Annotated in this window: 17 protein-coding genes and 1 tRNA gene; 7 read left to right on the plus strand and 11 right to left on the minus strand. The window is 71.7% G+C overall.

Annotated features, from left to right (window positions below):
- Positions 1 to 88: 88 nt before the first annotated feature.
- The gene (locus tag AC0NZQ_RS03505; RefSeq protein WP_474528252.1) at positions 89 to 4,114 is read left to right on the plus strand and encodes an Ig-like domain repeat protein; all 4,026 of its coding nucleotides are present in this window, start codon (positions 89 to 91) and stop codon (positions 4,112 to 4,114) included.
- Positions 4,115 to 4,139: 25 nt separating this feature from the next.
- Here the strand turns inward: AC0NZQ_RS03505 and AC0NZQ_RS03510 are convergent, their stop codons facing one another.
- Together AC0NZQ_RS03510 and AC0NZQ_RS03515 are read right to left on the minus strand one after the other, a co-directional pair.
- Positions 4,140 to 4,520, minus strand: coding sequence for a VOC family protein (locus AC0NZQ_RS03510; protein ID WP_474528253.1), 381 nt, complete (start codon positions 4,518 to 4,520; stop codon positions 4,140 to 4,142).
- A gap of 84 nt (positions 4,521 to 4,604) precedes the next feature.
- Complete coding sequence (locus tag AC0NZQ_RS03515) at positions 4,605 to 5,504, minus strand: bestrophin family protein (RefSeq protein ID WP_474528254.1); 900 nt, start codon at positions 5,502 to 5,504, stop codon at positions 4,605 to 4,607.
- A 124-nt stretch (positions 5,505 to 5,628) separates the two neighbouring features.
- Between AC0NZQ_RS03515 and AC0NZQ_RS03520 the strand changes: the two genes are divergently transcribed.
- Positions 5,629 to 6,429, plus strand: a complete 801-nt coding sequence (locus AC0NZQ_RS03520; protein WP_474528255.1) for a tyrosine-protein phosphatase — start codon at positions 5,629 to 5,631, stop codon at positions 6,427 to 6,429.
- Between the two features lie 20 nt (positions 6,430 to 6,449).
- On the opposite strand, the gene AC0NZQ_RS03525 is transcribed toward AC0NZQ_RS03520, so the two are convergent.
- Both AC0NZQ_RS03525 and AC0NZQ_RS03530 read right to left on the minus strand, forming a co-directional pair.
- A complete protein-coding gene (locus tag AC0NZQ_RS03525; RefSeq protein ID WP_474528256.1) occupies positions 6,450 to 7,133 on the minus strand; it encodes a TetR/AcrR family transcriptional regulator in 684 nt (227 codons plus the stop codon).
- Positions 7,134 to 7,176: 43 nt separating this feature from the next.
- A complete protein-coding gene (locus tag AC0NZQ_RS03530) occupies positions 7,177 to 8,703 on the minus strand; it encodes an MFS transporter (protein ID WP_474528257.1) in 1,527 nt (508 codons plus the stop codon).
- A gap of 209 nt (positions 8,704 to 8,912) precedes the next feature.
- Between AC0NZQ_RS03530 and AC0NZQ_RS03535 the strand changes: the two genes are divergently transcribed.
- Both AC0NZQ_RS03535 and AC0NZQ_RS03540 read left to right on the plus strand, forming a co-directional pair.
- Entirely contained in the window at positions 8,913 to 9,569 is a 657-nt protein-coding gene (locus AC0NZQ_RS03535; RefSeq protein ID WP_474528258.1) for a hypothetical protein, read from the plus strand.
- Positions 9,570 to 9,607: 38 nt separating this feature from the next.
- A complete protein-coding gene (locus tag AC0NZQ_RS03540) occupies positions 9,608 to 10,849 on the plus strand; it encodes an MFS transporter (protein WP_474528259.1) in 1,242 nt (413 codons plus the stop codon).
- Here AC0NZQ_RS03540 and AC0NZQ_RS03545 read toward each other — a convergent pair.
- Positions 10,846 to 11,523, minus strand: coding sequence for a hypothetical protein (locus AC0NZQ_RS03545; protein WP_474528260.1), 678 nt, complete (start codon positions 11,521 to 11,523; stop codon positions 10,846 to 10,848). The two genes, AC0NZQ_RS03540 and AC0NZQ_RS03545, sit on opposite strands and share 4 nt — an antisense overlap.
- A 149-nt stretch (positions 11,524 to 11,672) precedes the next feature.
- On the opposite strand from AC0NZQ_RS03545, the gene AC0NZQ_RS03550 reads away from it, so the two are divergent.
- Positions 11,673 to 11,761: transfer RNA gene (locus AC0NZQ_RS03550), tRNA-Ser, on the plus strand.
- Positions 11,762 to 11,877: 116 nt separating this feature from the next.
- Here the strand turns inward: AC0NZQ_RS03550 and AC0NZQ_RS03555 are convergent.
- Both AC0NZQ_RS03555 and AC0NZQ_RS03560 read right to left on the minus strand, forming a co-directional pair.
- The gene (locus tag AC0NZQ_RS03555; RefSeq protein WP_474528261.1) at positions 11,878 to 12,684 is read right to left on the minus strand and encodes an RES family NAD+ phosphorylase; all 807 of its coding nucleotides are present in this window, start codon (positions 12,682 to 12,684) and stop codon (positions 11,878 to 11,880) included.
- A complete protein-coding gene (locus AC0NZQ_RS03560) occupies positions 12,567 to 13,178 on the minus strand; it encodes a helix-turn-helix domain-containing protein (RefSeq protein WP_474528262.1) in 612 nt (203 codons plus the stop codon). The genes AC0NZQ_RS03555 and AC0NZQ_RS03560 overlap by 118 nt, the downstream gene beginning before the upstream one ends.
- Before the next feature lie 154 nt (positions 13,179 to 13,332).
- On the opposite strand from AC0NZQ_RS03560, the gene proS reads away from it, so the two are divergent.
- The gene (gene proS, locus AC0NZQ_RS03565) at positions 13,333 to 14,742 is read left to right on the plus strand and encodes a proline--tRNA ligase (RefSeq protein ID WP_474528263.1); all 1,410 of its coding nucleotides are present in this window, start codon (positions 13,333 to 13,335) and stop codon (positions 14,740 to 14,742) included.
- 112 nt (positions 14,743 to 14,854) lie between these two features.
- Here the strand turns inward: proS and AC0NZQ_RS03570 are convergent, their stop codons facing one another.
- The 3 genes from AC0NZQ_RS03570 to AC0NZQ_RS03580 form a co-directional block, all read right to left on the minus strand.
- Positions 14,855 to 15,790, minus strand: coding sequence for a peptidoglycan-binding protein (locus AC0NZQ_RS03570; protein ID WP_474528264.1), 936 nt, complete (start codon positions 15,788 to 15,790; stop codon positions 14,855 to 14,857).
- 103 nt (positions 15,791 to 15,893) lie between these two features.
- The gene (locus AC0NZQ_RS03575) at positions 15,894 to 16,682 is read right to left on the minus strand and encodes a citryl-CoA lyase (RefSeq protein ID WP_474528265.1); all 789 of its coding nucleotides are present in this window, start codon (positions 16,680 to 16,682) and stop codon (positions 15,894 to 15,896) included.
- Positions 16,682 to 17,806 (minus strand): CaiB/BaiF CoA transferase family protein, encoded by a 1,125-nt coding sequence (locus AC0NZQ_RS03580; RefSeq protein ID WP_474528266.1) that lies wholly within the window; start codon positions 17,804 to 17,806, stop codon positions 16,682 to 16,684. Before AC0NZQ_RS03580 ends, AC0NZQ_RS03575 begins: the two co-directional genes overlap by 1 nt.
- A gap of 87 nt (positions 17,807 to 17,893) precedes the next feature.
- Between AC0NZQ_RS03580 and AC0NZQ_RS03585 the strand changes: the two genes are divergently transcribed.
- Positions 17,894 to 19,321: an amidohydrolase family protein gene (locus AC0NZQ_RS03585; protein ID WP_474528267.1), complete on the plus strand. Its 1,428-nt coding sequence runs from the start codon at positions 17,894 to 17,896 to the stop codon at positions 19,319 to 19,321.
- A 4-nt stretch (positions 19,322 to 19,325) separates the two neighbouring features.
- Here the strand turns inward: AC0NZQ_RS03585 and AC0NZQ_RS03590 are convergent, their stop codons facing one another.
- Entirely contained in the window at positions 19,326 to 20,120 is a 795-nt protein-coding gene (locus tag AC0NZQ_RS03590; RefSeq protein ID WP_474528268.1) for an IclR family transcriptional regulator domain-containing protein, read from the minus strand.
- Positions 20,121 to 20,140: the final 20 nt, after the last annotated feature.

Consider the following 20,140-nt stretch of genomic DNA (forward strand, 5'->3'; position numbering starts at 1 on the left):
TGCCGCTGATCTTCAGACTTGATTATGGCGGTCGATCGTGCGAGCGGCGCCACACACCGTGACGACCAGCTGTCGCGAGGGACCCCCGTTGCCGAAACTCGTCCGATCACGCGCCGCCAGGCGGATCACCGCTGTCACGACCATCGTCCTGCTCGCCGCCGGTATCGCGGCCGCGGTGCCGGCCCAGGCGGTGCCGACCCTCACGGCGCTGACGACGGAGTCCTTCACCAACGCGATGACCCAGTCGGCGGGCTGGACGCGGCCCGGCGGCGCCGGTAACCAGGCGTGCCTGACCGCCGGCGGCGACGCCGCGCAGCGGCCGATCCCCGGCTGCGCCCTGGCTACCAGTGACAGCGCCGGCAGCGGCACCCTGCGGCTGACCACCAACGTCAACAACGCCGTCGGCACGGTCTACAACACCACCAGCCTGCCGACGACCAAGGGCCTCGACGTCCGCTTCAACACCTACCAGTACAACTCCACCACGAACCCGGGCGCGGACGGCATCGCCTTCATCCTCGCTGCCACCGACCCCACCAACCCCGCGCCGCCGGCCACCCTCGGCCCGCTCGGGGGGTCACTGGGATACAGCGCGGCCGGCGGGACGCCCGGCGTGAGCTACGGCTACCTCGGCTTCGGCGTGGACGTCTTCGGCAACTACCGCAACTCCGCCTTCGGCGGCAGCGGCTGTGCCAGCTCGTCGGCCAATCCGCAGAACATCACCGTGCGCGGTCCGGGCAACGGCACGGTCGGCTACTGCGTGGCCGGCACGCAGCAGGTCTCGGCCGGTGCGCTCGACGCCCGGACCACCACCTCGCGACCGGCTGCGGTCCCGGTCGAGATCGCCGTCAACCCCGATTCCGCGGCGGCGACGGCCCAGGGCGGCTTCACCGTTCCGGCCAAGAGCTGGGCGATGCAGGTGACGCCGCTGGGCGGGTCGGCGCAGCTGCTGACCGGTGCGCTGCCCAGCGCGGCGACGCTGGGTGGGTTGGGCTTCCCGTCGTCCTATGTCGACCCCGACACCGGCCTGCCGTATCAGCTCACCTTCGGCTGGGCGGCCTCGACCGGAGGCAACAACGAGATCCACGAGATCAACACGCTCGCCTCGCAGACCCTCACCGGCAAGCTGCCGGTGTATCGACTCGACGTCTCCGACGACGAGGCCGGGACGCTGCTGGCCGGCAACCGCGCCGTCGTCTCCGTCACGCCCTCTCTCGACGCCGCCGAGGGCGGCGAGGCCAAGGCCCCGACCGTCACGACCACCTTCCCGAGCGGGATCACGCCCGCCTCGTCGGTCACCACGGCCGGGTACTCGTGCGCGACGAGCGGCCAGGTGGTCACCTGCACCTTCACCGGAACCCTCCCCGTCGACCCCGGCGGCAGCTTCCCGGCCGTCCGCATCCCGGTCACCGTGGCGGCGAACGCCGGCGGCAACTACAGCGTCAGCAGCAAGGTCTCGTCGGTGGACGGAAACCCCGCGGTGGCGACGCGCACCGTGGTCGTCTCGGCCCTCGCCGCCACCGCGACACCCGCCTCGGTCAACCACGGCACGGCCGCCACGCTCGCGGTCACCGGCATGCCCGCCTCGGCGACCGGGACGGTGACCTTCGTGTCGGGCGCCACCACGCTGTGCACGGCCACCCTGCCGGCGACCTCGTGCACCACGTCGACCGCGACGACGGCCGGTTCGTACCCGGTCACGGCCAACTACAGCGGCGACTCCGCCTTCGCGGCGCAGGCGGCCACGACGAACCTCACCGTCACCAAGGCGACGGTCACCGTCACCGCCTCGGCCACGCCCGCCTCGGTCGTGCACGGCGCGGCGTCGACGCTCGCCTTCGCCGGCCTGCCCGGCGACGCCACCGGGACGGTCAGCTTCGACGACGGCGGCACCCACCTCTGCACCGCCACGCTGCCGGCGACGTCCTGCCAGACCTCGACGTCCCTGGCCGCGGGCGGATACACGGTGATGGCCCACTACAGCGGCGACGCCAACTACACCTCCCGTGACGCCGGCACCTCGCTCACCGTCACGAAGGCCACGCCCTCGCTCACCGCGGCCCCGGCCAGCGCGAAGGTCGGCTACGGCACTGCCCAGACCCTCGGCGCGACCGGTCTGGCCGCCGACGCCACCGGCTCGGTCACCTACACCTCCGGCGGTGCGACGCTCTGCACGCAGGCCGTCCCTGCGGCGACCTCCTGCCTCACCTCGGCCGAGCTCCCCGCCGGGAGCTATGCGGTGGTGGCCTCGTACTCCGGCGACGCGAACTACACCGCGGCGAGCGACGGCTTCGCCTTCGAGGTCACGCGCGCCGTCAGCACCCTGGTCGCAGGTGCCACCAGCCCCGCGGTCGTCTACGGCACCTCCGACACCCTCACCGCGTCGGGGCTGCCGACCTCCGGCGCCACCGCGGCGACCGGCACCATCACCTTCACCGCGGGCGGCGCCACGCTCTGCAGCGCCACCCTGCCGGCGACCTCCTGCGCCACTGCCACCTCGCTGGGGGCCGGGACCTACGCCGTCACCGCGGCCTACTCCGGCGACGCGAACCACCAGGCTGCGAGCGCGACGACGACCTTCCAGGTGACGAAGAAGAGCGTCGGCAGCGGTCTCGCCGCATCGGCCACTCCGGCCACGGTCGCCTACGGCAGCACCAGTCTGCTGGCGCTGACCGGACTCCCCGCCGGCGCGACCGGCACCGTCCGGTTCGGTCACGGCGACGAGACGCTCTGCACCGCCACCTTGCCGGCGACGTCCTGCACGACCGACCGCTGGCTCGACGCCGACGAGTACGACCTCACCGCGGCCTACTCCGGTGACGACAACCATCAGGGCGCCAGCACCACGACCGCGCTGACGGTGACCAAGGCGGCGACCCCGCTCACCGCGGCCGCCGCTGATCCGACGGTCACCTACGGCACGGCACAGACCCTGCTGGCCGGGGGCTTCGACGGGCATGCGACCGGGACGGTCACCTTCACCGGGGGCGGGACGACGCTCTGTGTCGCCACCCTCCCTGCGGTCTCGTGTGCCGCGGCCGCCGAGCTGCCCGCGGGGAGCTACCCGGTGAGCGCCAGCTACTCCGGCGACGCGAATCACCAGGCTGCCACGGCCACCGCGACGTTCGTGGTCGCCAAGCGCGCCACGGCCGTCACCGCAGCGGTGTCGCAGCCGTCCGTCGCCTACCCGGCGGCGCCCCGCGTCGTCGCCGGCGGACTGCCGACCGGTGCCACCGGCAAGATCGTCTTCGCCTCGGCAGGCCGCGAGCTCTGCAGCGCGACGCTGCCGCAGACCGGCTGCGAGGTGCCCGGCCGGCTGTCGACGGGGACCTACCCGGTTGACGCCAGCTACTCCGGCGACGACAACTTCACCGGTTCCTCGGCCGACACGACCTTCGCCATCGAGAAGGGTCGTGTGGCGGTCCTGATGCCGGTGCCACCGGCCGCCGTGGACGCCGGGGACCCGACGCGGTTGACCGTGACCGGTGTCCCCGCCGGTGCCGGCGGAACCGTCACCTTCACCGCGGGTGGCAAGCAGCTCTGCATGGTCACCCTGCCGGCGGCGTCGTGCACCACGACCGACCTCATCGCGGGTCACTACGACGTCACCGCGACCTACTCCGGCGACGCCGACCACACCGCGGCCACCACGACGCGGACCTACACCGTCGCCGCCGTGGTCCCGACGACGGCGACCTCGGGTCAGCCGCGCAGCGTGACGCTGCCGGGCGGGGGCACCGCCACGAAGATCACCATCACCGGACCGCCCCGCCGCGGCGAGGCGAAGATCGTGAACGGCCGCCTCGTCTACACCCCCCCGGCCGGCTGGACCGGTACCGAGAGCGTCACCGTCACCGTGGTCGGCGCCGACGGGGAACCGCAGGTGCTCACCTATCGCTTCGCCGTCGACGCTGCGAGCTCCGTCCGACCGCAGCCGGTCGCACCGCGGGGTGCGGCACCGGCCGGCGGCTCGGCGCAGCCGGTGACCGGGACCGCGGCGACGGGGGCACCCGTCGTCCCGCTGCTGGTCGGTGCGATGGCGTTGCTGGCCGCGGGTGCGGCGCTGCTGCTCGGCGCGCGTCGTCCGGGACGGCTCGTCACGGGGCGGGACTGAGCGGTCGGAGGCGGTTGGGTCTTCGTCAGCGCAGCTGCTCGCCGACGTCGATCCGGTTGCCGTCCGGATCGGCGAAGACGAAGCCCCGCACACCCTCGGTGACGGTGCGCAGCGACTTCACGATCCGGACGCCCGCCGCCTCGAGGTGCCGGTACAGCGCGTCGGCGTCCGAGACGAGGATGTGCGCCACGTTGTTCGTGCTGCCACGGTGACCGCGGGCAAGGGTCAGGTGCAGCTCGGCGGCGTCGCGCCGCAGGATCGCGAAGCCCACGGGGGAGCCGTTGCTGAAGGTCAGCTGCATGCCGAGGGTCTCGGTGTAGAAGCTGATCGCCCGCGGCATGTCGCTCACGGCGACGGTGGGGGCGGCGCGGCCGAAGCTGACGCCGGTAAGGGGTTGATCGGTCATGACCGCTCCTCAAGAGCAGACCCGGCGGGAGCGGTGTCCCGGTGGGTCAGGTGCGGCGCGGTGGCCCTCGGCGAGGAGCTTAGATCACCAGAGCACCTCGTCCACGGGCCGGACGGCCTCCGGCGCGCTCTCGCCGATCATCTCGAGCAGATCGATCTCGATGGTGCGGCAGATGGTGGTCATGGGGACGTCGTGGACGTCGTCCACGAAGGGCTCGGCCAGGTCCTGACCGACCTGGACGGCGAGCAGGAACATCAGCGCAACGAGTCCGGACCCCACCGGCGTGAACCAGTGCAGGTCGCGGACGATGGCGAAGGGCAGGATGAGCGCGAAGACGCGGGAGAAGAACGACGGCAGGAAGCGGTACTGCACCGGCAGCGGGGTGTTCTTGATCCGTTCCAGACCGCCCTGGGCGTCGCTGAGGACGGTGAGCGTCGACTCGATCCGCTGCCGCGAGATGTCGCTGACCATGCCGCGGCGCTCGGCCTCGGAGAGCAGCAGCCCGATGTGGGTGAGGATGGCGGTGGGGACGTTGGTGGCCCGCGAGGCGCCGAGGTGGGCCTCGGCGGTGAGGTAGGTCCTGACCTCGGCGGGCAGCTCCTGCCTGCGCAGCGAGGTCCGCAGCGAGTGGACGTAGGCGATCTGGGCCCGGACCAGCTCGTCCACCAGGTCGGGGCGGGTGTCGGCCGACGGCCGGTCCAGGGTCGTCACGGCCTGGCGGGCGAGGCTGCGCGAGTTGTTGACCACCGACCCCCACAGGGTGCGTGCCTCCCACCACCGCGCGTAGGAGGCGTTGACCATGAAGCCTAGGAAGAGCGCGATCGCGGTGCCGAAGAGCGAGTACTGGATCGAGATGCCGTTGAGGCCCGGGATGCCGAACTCATAGGCCAGGACGACGCCGACGTCCCACGCGAGGATGGCCGCCATGGGAGCCACCAGCCGTCGCCACGCGCGTCCCGGACGGGGCACCTGCGAGATGATCATGTCCTGACTGTTGCCGGGCCCGGCGGGCTCCTCACCGAATGTGGCCGACTCGTCGCGCACAATCTGCTTTCCGGTCACGGGACCGCCGGCCCGCGTCCGGCCGCGGCGAATCTAGGCTCGAGGGGTGACCACCCCCCACTGGATCGACCTCGACGGTGCCGCCAACGTCCGCGACCTCGCCGGGTTGACGACGCAGGACGGTCGGCGGCTTCGGCCGCGCCGGCTGATCCGGTCGGACAACCTGCAGGGACTCAGCCAGCGCGACGTCCGCCGGCTCGTCGACGAGGTCGGCGTCCGGGATGTGGTCGACCTGCGCACCGGGGTCGAGGTGCGGGCCGAGGGACCGGGGCCGATGACGCGGGAGCCGGCGGTCCGGGTGCAGCACCTCTCGCTCTTCCCGGAGGCGGGGCAGGCCACCGACGTGGTGGCGGTCGACGGGCCGGTCGTCCTGCCGTGGCAGGAGCGTGCGACCGACGGGCGGGAGGAGACCCGTCCGGGGGCGGTCGGGGTGTATCTCGGCTATCTGCGCGACCGTCCCGACTCGATCGTGACGGCGTTGCGCACGATCGCGACCAGTGCCGGCGCCACCGTCGTCCACTGCGCGGCCGGCAAGGACCGGACCGGCGTCGTCGTGGCGCTCGCCCTGACCGAGGTCGGCGTCCCGGCCGCCGACATCGTCGCCGACTACGCGCTCACGGCCGACCGCATCGACGCCATCCTTGCCCGGCTGCGGGCCAGCGACACCTACCGGGCCGACATCGCCGCGGCGGGTGCGGATGCGAGCCGACACACGCCTCGCGCCGAGACGATGGCGGGTCTGCTCGCCGCGCTCGACGAGGACTTCGGCGGGGCGGGCGCGTGGCTGCGGGACCACGGCTGGAGCGAGGACGACTCCGCAGCGCTTCGGGCCGCTCTGGTCGAGTAGGGCCTCGGGTCGAGCAGGGCTCAGCCGCAGCCGCGCTGCTTGTAGGAGACCATCGCCCGGCGCAGGTCGTCGAGGCTGAGGGGTGACTCGTCCAGGGCCGGGCCGCCCGGCCGCAGACCGGCGAGCAGCAGCGGTAGGTAGCGACGCCACAACCCGGTGTTGGCGTCCCCGCCGATGTCGGCGACCGTGCCGAGCATGATCACGATGACGCCGATGTCCGTCGGGGCGGCGTCCGGCCGCAGCGCGCCGGCCTCGCGGCCGCGGGCGATGATCGACTCCAGGGCGACGGTGAGCCGCTCCTGGATCCGGTCGAAGGACTCGACGTCGTGGAAGCCCATGAGGGTCTCCCGCAGGCCGCGGTCGGCACACTGCGCCTCGGCCGCGCCCTCCAGGAAGCGCACCAGACCCGCCCACGGGTCGGGATCGGCCGCGGCGGAGTCGGCGAGATCGAGCATCCGGTCCACGCCCTCGGCGAAGATCGCCCGCGCCAGCTCTCGCTTGTTGGCGAAGTGCCGGTAGGCGGTGCCGACGCCGAGCCCGGCGTGGTGGGCGACGTCGTCGAGGCTGGCGTCCAGTCCGCGCTCGGCGAAGACGACGCGGCCGGCGTCGATGAGGGCCTGCCGGTTGCGCGCCGCGTCCTTGCGCAGCGGACGGGAGCTTCCCGTGACCGAGTCCTGCTCGACGTCACTGTCGATGGTGGTCATACGAGAAACTCCCGTCCGTCGTGCGTGGTGGGTAGCTGACGTGTCAGCCTACGTGCGCCATCGGCGCATCCGGGTCGGCCTGAGCGATCCCCGACTTGAGGATGAGGGCCGCGATCACACCACCGGCGGCGAAGACGGCGGCCGCGATCCAGAAGGCGACCTGGTAGCTGTGCACGGCGGCCTGCGCCTGCAGCAGCTGTCCGGCCTGCTCCCGCAGGCTGGCCGGTGCGGCGGCCACCTTGGCCTGGTTGTCGGTGACGTAGCTGGTCAGCACCGAGGCGGCGACCGTGTTGAAGAGCGCGGTGCCGACGGCGCCGCCGACCTGCTGCATCGCGTTCACCGACGCCGAGGCGACGCCGGCGTCGTGCGGTTCGACGCCGAGCACGGCGAGGTTGAAGCCGGGTGCGAAGACCAGGCCGAGCCCGACGCCCATGATGATCGTGGCGGGCAGCACGCTGCTGACGTAGTTGCCCTCGACCGTGATGCGGGTGAGCAGCGCCAGACCGACGGCGGCGATGATCATGCCGGCCGGGATGAGCACGCGTCCGGAGAACTTCTGCACCAGGATCGTGCTGCCGACCGAGGCGACGACGATGATCGCCGCGGTGAGGGGCAGGAAGGCCACGCCGGACTTCACCGGGCTGTAGCGCAGGTTGCCCTGCAGGTAGTAGGTGAGGAAGAGGAACACCGCGAACATGCCGATGCCGGCGAGGAACATGACCAGCAGCGCGCCACCGCGGTTGCGGTCGGTGACGATGCGCAGCGGCAGGATCGGGTGCTCGACGACCCGCTCCACGAGGACGAAGGCCGCGAGCAGGACGGCGGCCGCGACGAGGCAGACGATGGTCAGCGGGTGCGACCAGGACTCCTGCTCGGCGTTGCTGAAGCCGTAGACCAGGGCGAAGAGACCCAGCGTGACGGTGATCGTGCCCCAGGTGTCCGAACGCTGCCGCTCGGCCGGCCGCTCCCACTTGGGCAGCAGCAGCACGGCGCCGATGATGGCGGCGACGGCGAAGACGAGGTTGACGTAGAGCGTCCAGCGCCAGTTCGCGTACTCGGTGAGGAAGCCACCGAGGAGTAGGCCGATCGAGGCGCCGGCGCCGGCGATGGCACCGAAGATGCCGAAGGCCTTGCCACGCTCCTTGGCCTCGGTGAAGGTCGTGGTGAGCAGCGCGAGGATCGCGGGGGCCAGCAGCGCGCCGAAGACGCCCTGGACGGCGCGGGCCGCGACGAGCATGCCGAAGTTGACGGCGGCGCCGCCGACCGCAGAGGCGACCGCGAAACCGGTGAGGCCGACGATCAGCGTCGCCTTGCGGCCGAAGAAGTCGGCGACACGGCCGCCGATGAGCAGCAGGCTGCCGAACGCGAGCGCGTAGGCGGTGACGATCCACTGCCGGTCGGCGTTGTCGAAGGCGAGATCGGTCTGCGCGGTGGGCAGCGCGATGTTCACGATGGTCGAGTCGAGCACGACCATGAGCTGGGCGAGGCCGAGGACGGCGAGAATCCACCAGCGCTTGCTGTGGACGTCCCCGCCGACCGGCGGTGCCGGCTTGCTGAGGGTGGTGGTCACGAGGGTCTCCCGAGAAGATGACTAGCGGAGTGGGTCCCTCCGCTTCGTCGAAGACGCTACCCCCCGATGCGGAGGTGGTCACTCCATTTTCTCGTGGTCTGGCCCACACCCGCCATCGAGGTTGGTCGGCAAGGTCATGGTCGTACCGGCCTGTCGGGGCTAGCCTGAGCCCACCTGCCCCGGCTCGGGGCCCGCGAGAGGGAGTCCGCATGACCGACCCGTCCGACGTCCTCACCAGCGAGCACCTCGCCACGATGCAGGCGGGCCTGAAGAAGGTCGAGCCGCTGCTGCAGACGATCAAGGTCAAGGGCGCGAAGGTGCCCTTCTTCGCCCGGCAGCACGCCGAGCTCAGCGAGATGCAGACGACGCTCACCAACCGGATCGAGCGACTGCGAAGCGAGGTCGGACGGCGTTCCCGCAAGGATCGGGCCGTCGTCGGGATGTTCGACGCGATCAAGGCCCACGGCACCCGCGCCCTGAAGGTGAGCAAGGCGCAGGAGGCGATGACCTTCTACTACGGCAAGACCAAGGTCGCCAGCGACGACGCGCTGCTGGCCAAGGTCAAGGCCGCGCTGCCGCAGCTGGCGAAGAACTGCGCGTCGGGGGCCCTGAACGACGCGCTCAAGGGAGACGCCAAGGACGCCTCGAAGTTCGGCACCGGGTTGCGACACGCCTCCGCCGGAGCCAAGAACGTCAAGGGCAAGTCCTGCACGGTGTTCTTCACCCGCGAGAAGTCGGCCGACGGCCTCGAGACGGTGCTGACCATCAAGGCCGTGGGCGGTCACACGACCTCCGGTTCGGCGAGCTACGAGATCTTCGATTCCTCGACGGACAAGCTGCAGGTGGGCAAGGAGTACTCGCTCTGACCTGAAAGTCAGTGGTCCCGGGGCGATAGCGTCGCCGGGTGAGTCGCGTCGTCGAGGCCGTGGCCCCGTCCCGTTTCGGGCGCGGGTTCCGCTGGCTGCTCGCCTCGACGTGGACGTCAAACTTCGGCGACGGTCTCGCCCTCGCTGCGGGGCCGCTGCTGATTGCGTCCCAGACGGACTCGGCCTTCCTCATCGCCCTCGGCGCCACCGTGCAGTGGCTGCCCCCGCTCGTCTTCGGACTGCTGGCCGGCGTCCTCACCGACCGGCTGGACCGACGCGCCATCGTCATGGCCGTCGACACCGCGCGGGTCGCGGTCCTGGCCGTGCTGGTGACGACCGTCGTGACGGGGACGGTGTCGGTGGGGCTGGCGCTGGGGGCGCTCTTCCTGCTCGGCACCGCGGAGGTCTTCGCCGACAACGCGTCGCAGACGCTGCTGCCGATGCTGGTCGCCCGTGACGATCTGGCGATAGGCAACGCACGGCTGCAGACCGGTTTCGTCACGCTGAACCAGCTGGCGGGACCGCCGCTGGGTGCCGCCGTCTTCACGGTCGGGGTGGCATGGCCCTTCGCCTCGCAGGCGGTGCTGGTGGCGGTGTCGGTCGCCCTCGTCTCGCGGGTCGCGCTGCCGTCGCACGGCCGGCAGCCGGGGACGTCGACGCTGCGCCGCGACATCGCGGCCGGATTCGGCTTCGTCGTCCGTCACGCTGCCGTCCGGACGCTCGTCTTGACGATCTTCATCTTCAATCTGACCTTCGGCGCCGCCTGGTCGGTGCTCGTCCTCTACGCCACGGAGCGGCTGGACCTCGGCAGTGTCGGTTTCGGGCTGGTGACGACGGTCCAGGCGGCGGGTGGCCTCGTCGCGACGCTGCTCTACGACAAGATCACCCGCTACGTCAGCCTCGGCAACCTCATGCGGATCGGGCTGATCATCGAGACGCTGACGCACCTCGGCCTGGCGTTGACCACCCTGCCCTGGGTCGCGCTGTCGATCTTCTTCGTCTTCGGCGCCCACGCCTTCGTCTGGGGCACCACGTCGATCACCGTTCGGCAGCGTGCTGTGCCGACCGCCCTGCAGGGGCGGGTGAACAGCGTCAACCTGGTCGGTGTCTTCGGTGGGCTGGTCATCGGCTCGGGGGTCGGCGGCGTGCTGGCCCAGCACTACGGGGTGACGGCGCCGTTCTGGTTCGCCTTCGTCGGCTCCGCCGTCTTCGTCGTGCTCATCTGGCGCCAGCTCGCCCACATCGCCCACGACGCGCCGCCGGTCTCGGCGGCGGTTTAGGCGGCGGGGCCGCCCTGGCTGTTCGGCCCACCCTGACCGCCGCCCTGACCGCCGCCCTGGCCGCCGCCCTGGCCGCCGCCCTGGCCGCCGCCCTGGCCGCCGCCCTGGCCGCCGCCCTGGCCGCCGCCCTGGCCGCCGCCCTGGCCGTTCGAGCCGTTGCTGTCGCGACCGAAGGCGCGGGTGGCGGAGGTCCCGGCGAGGATGCGCTCGGCCGCTGTGGAGGTGCCGCTCGTCGCGCCGGGGCGTCCGGTGAGGACGACGACCTTGTCGCCCGCCTTGAGCGCCGAGAGCGAGCTGGTGGCGCCGTCCTTCTCGACGACACCGCCGCTGGCCAGGGTGTACGTCGTGGTGGTCCCGGTGCTGAGCTTGACGGTGACGCTGCTGGCGGTCGCGGCGGTGACCGTTCCGGACGGGGGTGTGAACCCGCCGCGGCCGCCACCCGGCATCCCCTGACCACCGCCGCCACCGGGGCCCCGCGCCGAGCTGACCGTGGCCGAGTCGTCGGTGCTGCGGGCGAGAGCGTAGGTCCCGCCGCCGATCACCGCGGCCGCCGCGACGGCCGCCACCGCGGCGGTGACCCGTCGCTTCGTCCGGCCGGGGTCGACCGGTGGGGTGTAGATCGGACGGTAGGGCTCGGCCGGCGGGGTCTGCGGCTGCTGGTCGGGCGTGGTCATCTCGTCTCCTGCTGGTCGGGGCCGCCGATCGGCGACCACGCCAGCCTCGGCCGCTGCGGCTCAGGACGGACCCAAGCCCACCTCAACGTTTCGTCAAGCCGCGGTAGGAGCCGGCCGGGATGCTCAGTAAGGTCGTCGCTGCACCACCTGGAGGGCTCGCATAGTGGCCTAGTGCGGCGGTCTTGAAAACCGCTATGGCGCGGAAGCGTCATCGTGGGTTCGAATCCCACGCCCTCCGCAGATGTCGGGCTCCGCCGGGTTGGCCGGGCTTTTGCCGGGCCGCGACTCTCGCCATCGCTACGAGATAACTCTGGCGCCGGTCCCCGTGCGTACGTGCATCTACAGAGCGCCGGATCAGGGGCAGTCCTTGCACGCGGCGGAGGAGATGAGTTCGAGGTTGATGTGCCTGACGAGGCAGATCTGGCGGAGTCGGGGCAGGACGGCGGGAGAGGAGAGCGGCTGGTCGGCGAGGCGGCCTCCGCTGAGCCGGGTCCGGACCCGGCCATTGCTGTCCCACAGCGCGAGGGAGATGCCGCTGTTGTAGGCGGAGCGGTACCGGATCCCGGTGACCGGCCGGCGGCCGGGCTGGTCCTCGTAGATGGCCCGGGCCCACTGTTGGGTCAGGTCGCGGTCCTCGTTGCCGTCGGCGAGTGCGGGGAGCGCTCCGATGGCCATCGCTGCGCCAGCCCGGCACAGGTCGAACAGCACCATCGGGCGGGCCGGTTCGACGATGGCGGCGCGCCAGCTCGGGCATAGGCCGGCGTCCCGGCTCTCGCCGAAGACCTCGCAGAAGCTGGTCGCGAGGTTCGCGCCCACGTACAGCACCGATCGTCCGTCCGGGTCGTCCTGCCGGTGCCCGGCCGGATCGGGTCGGTGCGGGTCGAACCGGGCGATCGGCCCGTAGGTGCGAGCGCTGTCTCCGTGCGGGCTGTAGTGGCCCTGGTGATAGATCCGCACCCATTGCCAGCGGGGCTTGCTGCCGCGCTGCCAGGTGCAGGTGGCGCCGCCGCGCGGTAGCGGTCTGGTCGGGGGCGGTAGCTGGACTACCACCCGGCGGCGGTCAGCGTGGAAGCGAGGTCGAGGACCTTGTCGACGTCGCCGGCGGCGATCGCGTCGCGCGGCGTACGGGCGTTCAGATCCGCGCTGGGGCGGGTGATCCACCGGGTCAGGGTGACGACGCCGCCGGGGAAGGCGCGCTGGAGTTGGCGCAGCCCGGGCAGGAAGCCGCGTTCGGCGTCGGGTTCGAATTCCCACGCCGGAATGAGCCATGAGCGCCCGCTCTTGAGGCCGAGCAGGTCACCCTTGCGCAGGTATTCGGTGACCATCTGCGGGGTGACGTCGAGCAACTCGGCGGCCTGGTCGCGGGTCAGGGATTGCTCCTCGAGTCGGCGCCGGTCTTCGAAGCGGCGGTGCAGCAACGCGATCTGGGCGGCGCTGTCCTCGGCCGGGGTCGGGGCCGGCCCCCAAAGGTTCTCGTCGAGAGCCTCGGTGTCGTCGACTGGACTGGCGGTGCGCACGGCCTCGACGAGCAGCCGCTGCTCGTGCGGGTCGGCATGATCGAACAGCTCGGCCGCCCCCTCGGCCACGACCTCGCGGAGGGCCTGCCGTCGGGACGCGTGGGTACCGACGGGGCGGACGGTCGCGGTCTTGCCCATAGCTCAGATGGTACCTGGAGGACGAGTCAGTGCAAGCTACGCAAGAAGTGAAAGTAACGGGCGTCCGAACCTGGACCGGTCGGGTGCCGACCTTCTCGGCTGTGCGCCCCGCCGGAAAGACGGGGGCGGAGCGGGGCGTCGGTAGGCTCCGCCCATGGCCAAGCAACCGGTGCTGACCCCGCAGGATCAGGACTTTCCGCGCTGGTATCAGGACGTGATCGCCAAGGCCGAACTGGCCGACAACGGGCCGGTGCGCGGGACGATGGTGATCCGGCCCTACGGCTACGGCATCTGGGAACGCATGCAGGCGAACATGGACCTGCGCATCAAGGCGGCCGGTGCCGAGAATGCCTACTTCCCGCTCTTCATCCCGCAGTCCTACCTGCAGCGCGAGGCCGAGCACGTAGAGGGCTTCAGCCCGGAGCTCGCCGTCGTCACGGTGGCCGGTGGCAAGGAGCTGACCGAGCCGGTCGTCGTGCGACCCACCTCCGAGACGGTCATCGGCGAGTACATGGCCAAGTGGGTGCAGAGCCACCGCGACCTGCCGCTGCTGCTCAACCAGTGGGCCAACGTGGTGCGATGGGAGCTGCGACCCCGGCTGTTCCTGCGCACCTCGGAGTTCCTGTGGCAGGAGGGGCACACCGCGCACGCCACGGCCGAGGACGCCAGCGCCTACGCCTTCCGCATCCTGCGCGACGTCTATGCCGACTTCATGGTCAACGACCTCGCGATCCCCGTCTTCGTGGGACGCAAGACCGCCGCCGAGCGCTTCGCCGGTGCGGTGAACACAATGACCTGTGAGGCCATGACGCGTGACGGCAAGGCCCTGCAGATGGGGACGTCACACGAGCTGGGCCAGAACTTCGCCCGGGCGTTCGACATCGACTACCTCGCCACCTCCGGCGAGCGGGAGCTGGCCTGGACGACGTCGTGGGGCTCCTCGACCCGGATGGTCGGCGGGCTGATCATGGTGCACGGTGACGACGCGGGGCTGCGGATCCCGCCGCGGATCGCGCCCGTCCAGTGCGTGGTCGTCGCGGTGAAGGCCGAGACGGTGGAGGTGGCCTCGCGCCTCGTGGACGACCTCAGCCGGGCGGGCGTGCGGGCTCGGCTCGACGATCGCGTCGACACCGCCTTCGGTCGGCGGGCCGTCGACTGGGAGCTCAAGGGCGTGCCGGTCCGGATCGAGATCGGCCCCCGTGACCTGCAGGAGGGGACGGCCGGCTACGTCGACCGCCTCGCCGGGACCCGGGGTCCGGTGCCGTTGGCCGGGCTCGTGGAGGCGGTGCGCACGGGCCTCGATCAGGGACAGGCCCGCCTACTCGAGGCGGCGACCCGCGACCGCGACGGCCGGATGCACACCGTCGACTCGGTCGATGCGGCGCGAGCGGCCTGCGAGGCCGGTGATTGGGCCCGGCTGCCGTGGTCGGTCGTCTCCGGCGAGGGCGAGAAATCCCTGGCCGGCGCGGCGATCACGGTGCGCTGCCTGCAGACGGCCGAGGGCACCGTCCCCGCCGACGCCCAGCTCGACGACGCATTCGCGCTCGTGGCCAAGGCCTACTGACACCCTCCCCGCTGACCCACACCCGGCTGCCTGCTGATCGCGGGACAGCCGGTCCGGCGGCGAGACGTAGCCGCCGGGGGCTGCGGGGTCGCCCGCAGCCCCCGGCGTGCCGTCATTCGCCGTCCCAGCTCCAGTGCCAGGACTCGCTCGGCAGGTTGTAGAGGTGGTAGCGCGACGCGTTGTCCGCCAGCCAGGAGAAGACCGCCGTGTCATGGCTGCCGCAGTCGGCGAAGTCGATGGCCAGGCCGCGCTCGTGGCGCGAGGTGCCGGGGATGGCGGTCGGCGGCGAGCAGTCCGAGGCCGGCATCTGGTAGATCGCGTAGTCGCTGGTGCCGCAGTTCTGCTTGCGCAGCTCGATCTGCTCCGACGGGTCGCGCCACGAGCTGTTCGCCGACAGGGAGATCCCGGCCGAGGCCGCGTCCGAGACCATCTGCTGCACGGCACCGGCCAGGCAGGTGTTCACCCGGATGTTCGACGCGGCGACCACCGTCTGGGACTCCGGGACACCGGAGGTGACGGCGTCGCAGTCGCCGCTGGGCGGGGCGCTCGAACCGGTGCCGAAGAGGTAGGACCAGGTGGCCTGGCCGACGATGCCGTCCGCGGTGAGCGACTGCGAGCTCTGGAAGCTGGTGACGGCGTTCTCGGTCGCCGGCCCGAACTGGCCGTCCACGTCGATGCCGTAGCCCCGAGCCACCAGCAGCGTCTGCGCCGCCGAGACGGCCTCGCTGTTCGAGCTGCCGGAGGAGATGACCGGCACCAGCGCAGCCATGGTGTTCGGGCCGGGAATGCCGTCGACCTCCAGGCCGTGCTGGGACTGGAACGTCTCCACCGACGCCGTCGTCTGCGGGCCGAAGTCACCGTCGGCGGTGGTCGACACGCCCGCGGCGGTCAGCAGATGTTGCAGCGCGGCGATGTCTGCCGTGGACGACGACGAGCTGACCGACATCGATCTGGCCTCGTCCGCGGTGGCCGGCGATGCGGCCAGCAACCCTGCCAACAGGACACCGATGAACATGACGACGGTCGTCGATATGCGGGCGCGAGCCACGACTCACCCTCCGAAAGGTCGGGAATGTGGGCGACCATCGTAGCGATTTGTCCGCTTTGGCGGCAATCTGTCCGCACCTGCGGGGAGCGAGCGCGCCTTCGGATCACTCCGCGGGGCGGTAGACGGCGTGCGACTCGACGTCGGCGAAGATCTCTCGGGCGATGGGGGTCCGCATCTCCTCGGCGAGGTGTCCGAGCAGGCCGGCGCACCGCGCCAGCAGCACCACCCCCCGCAGCAGCTCCAGCGGGATGCCGAGGTCGGCGAGCACGGCTCCGCAGACACCGGCGCCGTTGAGCGGCAACGCCTTGCCCAGTGCCTCGGGGGCCACGCGGCCGACGGCCTCGAAGAGGGCGAGGTGCGGACCGTAGCTCCCCTCCTCGCGCGCGATCCCGATCAGCACCGGCACCCGTGGGTCGCCCTGCTTGTGCAGGTGGTGACCGAGGCCCGGGACGAGGCCACCGCCGGCGCGGCGCTCGGCGATCGCGGTGCGGGCCAGCTCGTCCCAGTCGTGGTCCGACTGCGGCAGCGCGCCGTCCGCCGGCAGTGCGGCGGCCAGGAAGGCGCCGGTGTCCTCGCTGACGCCGAGGAAGCGGGAACCGCCGCCGAGCAGGCCGGCCGCGAGCGCTCCCTGGATGGCGTCGGGGGCACTGAGAAAGGTCAGCCGGGCGGCGATGGCCGTCGGTGTGAAGCCGTGGTCGGCGAGCGCGACGAGGACCGCCTCGAAGACACGGGACTGCTGCGGCGTCGGCTCCTGCAGGGTGATCAGCCGGTAGGCGAGGTGGCCGAAGCTGATCTTGCCGATGAGGTCGGCCGGCAGGTCCTGGCCGAAGAGCGAGATGGTCTCGGCCGTCGACACGCCCAGCGAGGTCGGATACTGCCTGTCGTCGCTCATCAGCTCTCCAACCAGGCGCGGATCTCGGCGCCGTGCTCGTCCAGCGCCGGTGGCGCGAGGTCGTAGCGGGCCGGCGTGGCCGACAACCCGATCGGGTTGCGGATCGAGGGGATCCCGCCCGGCTCCACGACCGGATCCAGTCCCAGCGAGGTGGCGAGTTCGACCCCGCCGCGGACGTCGTTGATGGGTCCGCAGGGGATGCCCGCCGCCGAGAGCGTCTCGAACCACTCCTGCGCCGACCGGGTGGCGAGCCGGGCCAGCAGGATCGGCCGCAGCTCGTCGCGGTTGTCGTTGCGGGCTCCCACGCTGGCGAACCGTGCGTCGTCGGCGACCTCGGGGATGCCGAGGGCGGCCGCGAGGGTGCGGAACTGCGCGTCGTTGCCGGCGATGACGATGAGCTCGCCGTCACCGGTCGGCAGCGGTTCGTACGGGAAGAGCGAGAGGTGGGCATTGCCCATCCGGTGCGGCACGACGTCACCGGCGACGTAGGCCGAGGTCTGGTTGACCAGCGTCGACAGTGCCGTCGAGAGCAGGTTCGTCTCGACGTGCTGCCCGGTGCCGGTGCGATCGCGGTGGTGCACCGCGGCGAGGATGCCGATGGCCGACTGCAGCCCGGTCATGACGTCGAAGACGGAGATGCCGGCACGGAACGGCGGCCCGTCGGGGTCACCGGTGAGGCTCATCAGCCCGGAGACCGCCTGCACGAGCAGGTCGTAGCCCGGCAGCCTCGCACCCTCGCCCGCGCCGAAACCGCTGATCGAGCAGTAGATGCTGTCCGCGCGGCGCGCCCGCACCGATTCGTAGTCGAGGCCGAACTTGCGCAGCCCGCCGGGTTTGAAGTTCTGGATGACGATATCGGCGCGTTCGGTGAGCCGATGGGCTACCGCGACGTCGTCGGCGTCGGCGAGGTCCAGCACGATCGAGCGCTTGTTGCGGTTGATCGCGAGGTAGTAGGTGCCGGTGTCCCCGCGGCGCGGCGGGACCCAGTGCCGGGTGTCGTCGCCGGCGGACGACTCGACCTTGATCACGTCCGCGCCGAGGTCGGCCAGCAGCATCGTGCAGTAGGGCCCGGCGAGCACCCGGCTGAAGTCCGCGACGACGAGCCCGTCGAGCGGTCCACTCATCGGCTGCTCCTTGACATGTCGTCGACGTTACCCGAGCGTGTCCACCAGACGGACACATGTCCGTCCTTGAACGGAAGGTAGCACGCGATGAGCCGCACCCCGATCGTCTTCCGGCACGGCACCGTCCTGGTGATGGACGACGCCCGTACCGTCTGGCCGGACGCCGACGTCCTCGTCGTCGACGGGCGGATCGAGCGCGTCGGCCCTGATCTCGAGGTGCCCGAGGGCACCGAGGCGATCGACGCCCGCGGCGGCATCGTCATGCCCGGCATGGTCGACACCCACCGCCACATGTGGCAGACCGCGATGCGCGGTTACGGGGCGGACTGGACGCTGACCCAGTACTTCGTCTGGAACTACCTCGAGCACGGCAAGCTGTTCCGGCCGCAGGACATCTACGCCGGCAACCTGCTCTCCGCGTGGGAGGCGGTCGAGGCCGGGGTCACCACGAGCGTCGACTGGTCGCACAACCTGCAGACGACCGATCACGCCCGCGCCGCCGTCGACGCCCTGCGCCAGGTGCCGGCCCGCTTCGTGCTGGCTTACGGCAACATCCAGGCCGCGCCCTGGGAGTGGGCCGCCAGTCCCGAGGTGCGCTCCTTCCTGGCGGAGGTCCCGCGCGACGACCGGCTCGGCGTCCAGCTGGCCTTCGACGTGACCGGCGATCCCACCTTCCCGGAACGGGCGGCCTTCGAGGCGGCCCGCGAGCTGGGTCTGGCGGTGACGACTCACGCCGGGGTGTGGGGCGCCACGAACGACGACGGCATCCGGCTCATGTACGAGGGCGGCTTCATGACGCCCGAGACCGTCTACGTCCACGCGGCGACGCTGAGCGACGACTCCTACCAGCGCATCGCGGCCACCGGCGGGACGGCCTCGGTCTCGGCCGAGAGCGAGTCGACCTGCGGCCAGGGTTACCCGTCGAGCTGGGCGCTGCGGCGGCACGACATCGGCATCTCGCTGTCGATGGACTCCAGCGTCTGGTGGAGCGCGGATGCCTTCTCGGCCATGCGGGCCACGCTCTCGTCGGACCACGCCCGCGAGCACACCGAGGCGCACGCCGTCGGTGGCACCGTCACCAACCTCGCCGTCCGCGCCGGCGATGTCGTCGAGTGGGCCACGCGTGGTGGCGCCCGGGCCCTGGGCATGGACGACCGGATCGGCAGCCTCGAGGCCGGCAAGCAGGCCGACATCGTGCTCATCAAGAACGACGACTCGCCGGTGATGTTCCCGATCCTGAACCCGTACGGCCACGTCGTCTTCCAGGCCCAGCGCGGCGATGTCGACACGGTGCTGGTCGGCGGCGAGGTGCTCAAACGCGGCGGCAAGCTGGTGGGGGCGGACCTGGCGCGGGTGCGGGCGGCGATCGAGGAGACCGTCACCTACCTGCGCGAGACCCTGGGCGAGGACGAGTGGGCCCGGGGCATGACGCCGGACATCCCCGAGTCGAAGGTGCTCGACAACCCCTACACGTACACCGAGTACGCCGACGCCTCGACGCACGAGCGTCGGTGACGGGTCAGCCGCCGACGTGAGGTCGCGACTGCCACCTCGACCAGTCCGCCGAGATGGCGTCCGCGGCGCGGAGCAGCAGCGGCAGGTGCGTGCCGGTGAGCGTCGCCACGCTCGTCTCGGCAGCGTGGACGGTCACGTTCACCGCCGCGCGGACCTCGCCGCTGCCGTCGCGGACCGGTGCCGCGATGGAGCGGACGCCCGGTGCCAGCTCCTCGTCGGCCAGGGCCCAGCCGCGCTCGCGCACCGTGGCCAGCTCGCCGTCGAGGGCCGCCCGGTCGATGCGCGGCGCGGGAAGGCCGGAGCGGGTCGGCTCGCGCAGCACGCGCGTCAGCTCGTCGGGTTCCAGGGCGGCGAGCAGCACCTTGCCCTGCGAGGCGACGACTGCCGGGAACCGGGTCCCGATCTCGACGCGGAGCGTGATGATCTTCGGGACGGAGACCCGCGCGACGTAGACGATGTCCGAGCCGTCCAGCTGGCTCATCGACGACGACTCGCGGGTCTGTGCGACCAACTCCTCCAGGTGCGGCCGCGCCATCTCCCACAACCCCAGCGAGCTGGCGTAGGCCGAACCGAGGCGCAGCACGGCCGGGGTGAGGGCGAACCGGCCGTCCAGCTGCCGGACGTAGCCCAGCTCGGCCAGGGTCAGCAGCAGGCGGCGGGCAGTGGGCCGGGCCAGATCCGTGGCCGCCGCCACCTCGGCCAGCGTCATCTCCCGGTGCAGGTCGTCGAAGCAGGTCAGGACGTCGAGCCCGCGGGCAAGCGCCTCCACGAAGTCGGGTCCTGTTCCACGGCCGGCCACGGGAGGCATCGTTCCACACC

The sequence above is a fragment of the Jatrophihabitans sp. sgz311053 genome, from assembly GCF_056135305.1.

Excerpts from the sequence above, each read along its gene's own strand:
- AC0NZQ_RS03535 (WP_474528258.1), top strand. The coding sequence starts at position 8,913 with ATGACCGACCCGTCCGACGTCCTCACCAGCGAGCACCTCGCCACGATG.
- AC0NZQ_RS03525 (WP_474528256.1), bottom strand. The coding sequence starts at position 7,133 with ATGACCACCATCGACAGTGACGTCGAGCAGGACTCGGTCACGGGAAGC.
- AC0NZQ_RS03515 (WP_474528254.1), bottom strand. The coding sequence starts at position 5,504 with ATGATCATCTCGCAGGTGCCCCGTCCGGGACGCGCGTGGCGACGGCTG.
- AC0NZQ_RS03585 (WP_474528267.1), top strand. The coding sequence starts at position 17,894 with ATGAGCCGCACCCCGATCGTCTTCCGGCACGGCACCGTCCTGGTGATG.
- AC0NZQ_RS03545 (WP_474528260.1), bottom strand. The coding sequence starts at position 11,523 with ATGACCACGCCCGACCAGCAGCCGCAGACCCCGCCGGCCGAGCCCTAC.
- AC0NZQ_RS03580 (WP_474528266.1), bottom strand. The coding sequence starts at position 17,806 with ATGAGTGGACCGCTCGACGGGCTCGTCGTCGCGGACTTCAGCCGGGTG.
- AC0NZQ_RS03575 (WP_474528265.1), bottom strand. The coding sequence starts at position 16,682 with ATGAGCGACGACAGGCAGTATCCGACCTCGCTGGGCGTGTCGACGGCC.
- AC0NZQ_RS03510 (WP_474528253.1), bottom strand. The coding sequence starts at position 4,520 with ATGACCGATCAACCCCTTACCGGCGTCAGCTTCGGCCGCGCCGCCCCC.
- proS (WP_474528263.1), top strand. The coding sequence starts at position 13,333 with ATGGCCAAGCAACCGGTGCTGACCCCGCAGGATCAGGACTTTCCGCGC.
- AC0NZQ_RS03560 (WP_474528262.1), bottom strand. The coding sequence starts at position 13,178 with ATGGGCAAGACCGCGACCGTCCGCCCCGTCGGTACCCACGCGTCCCGA.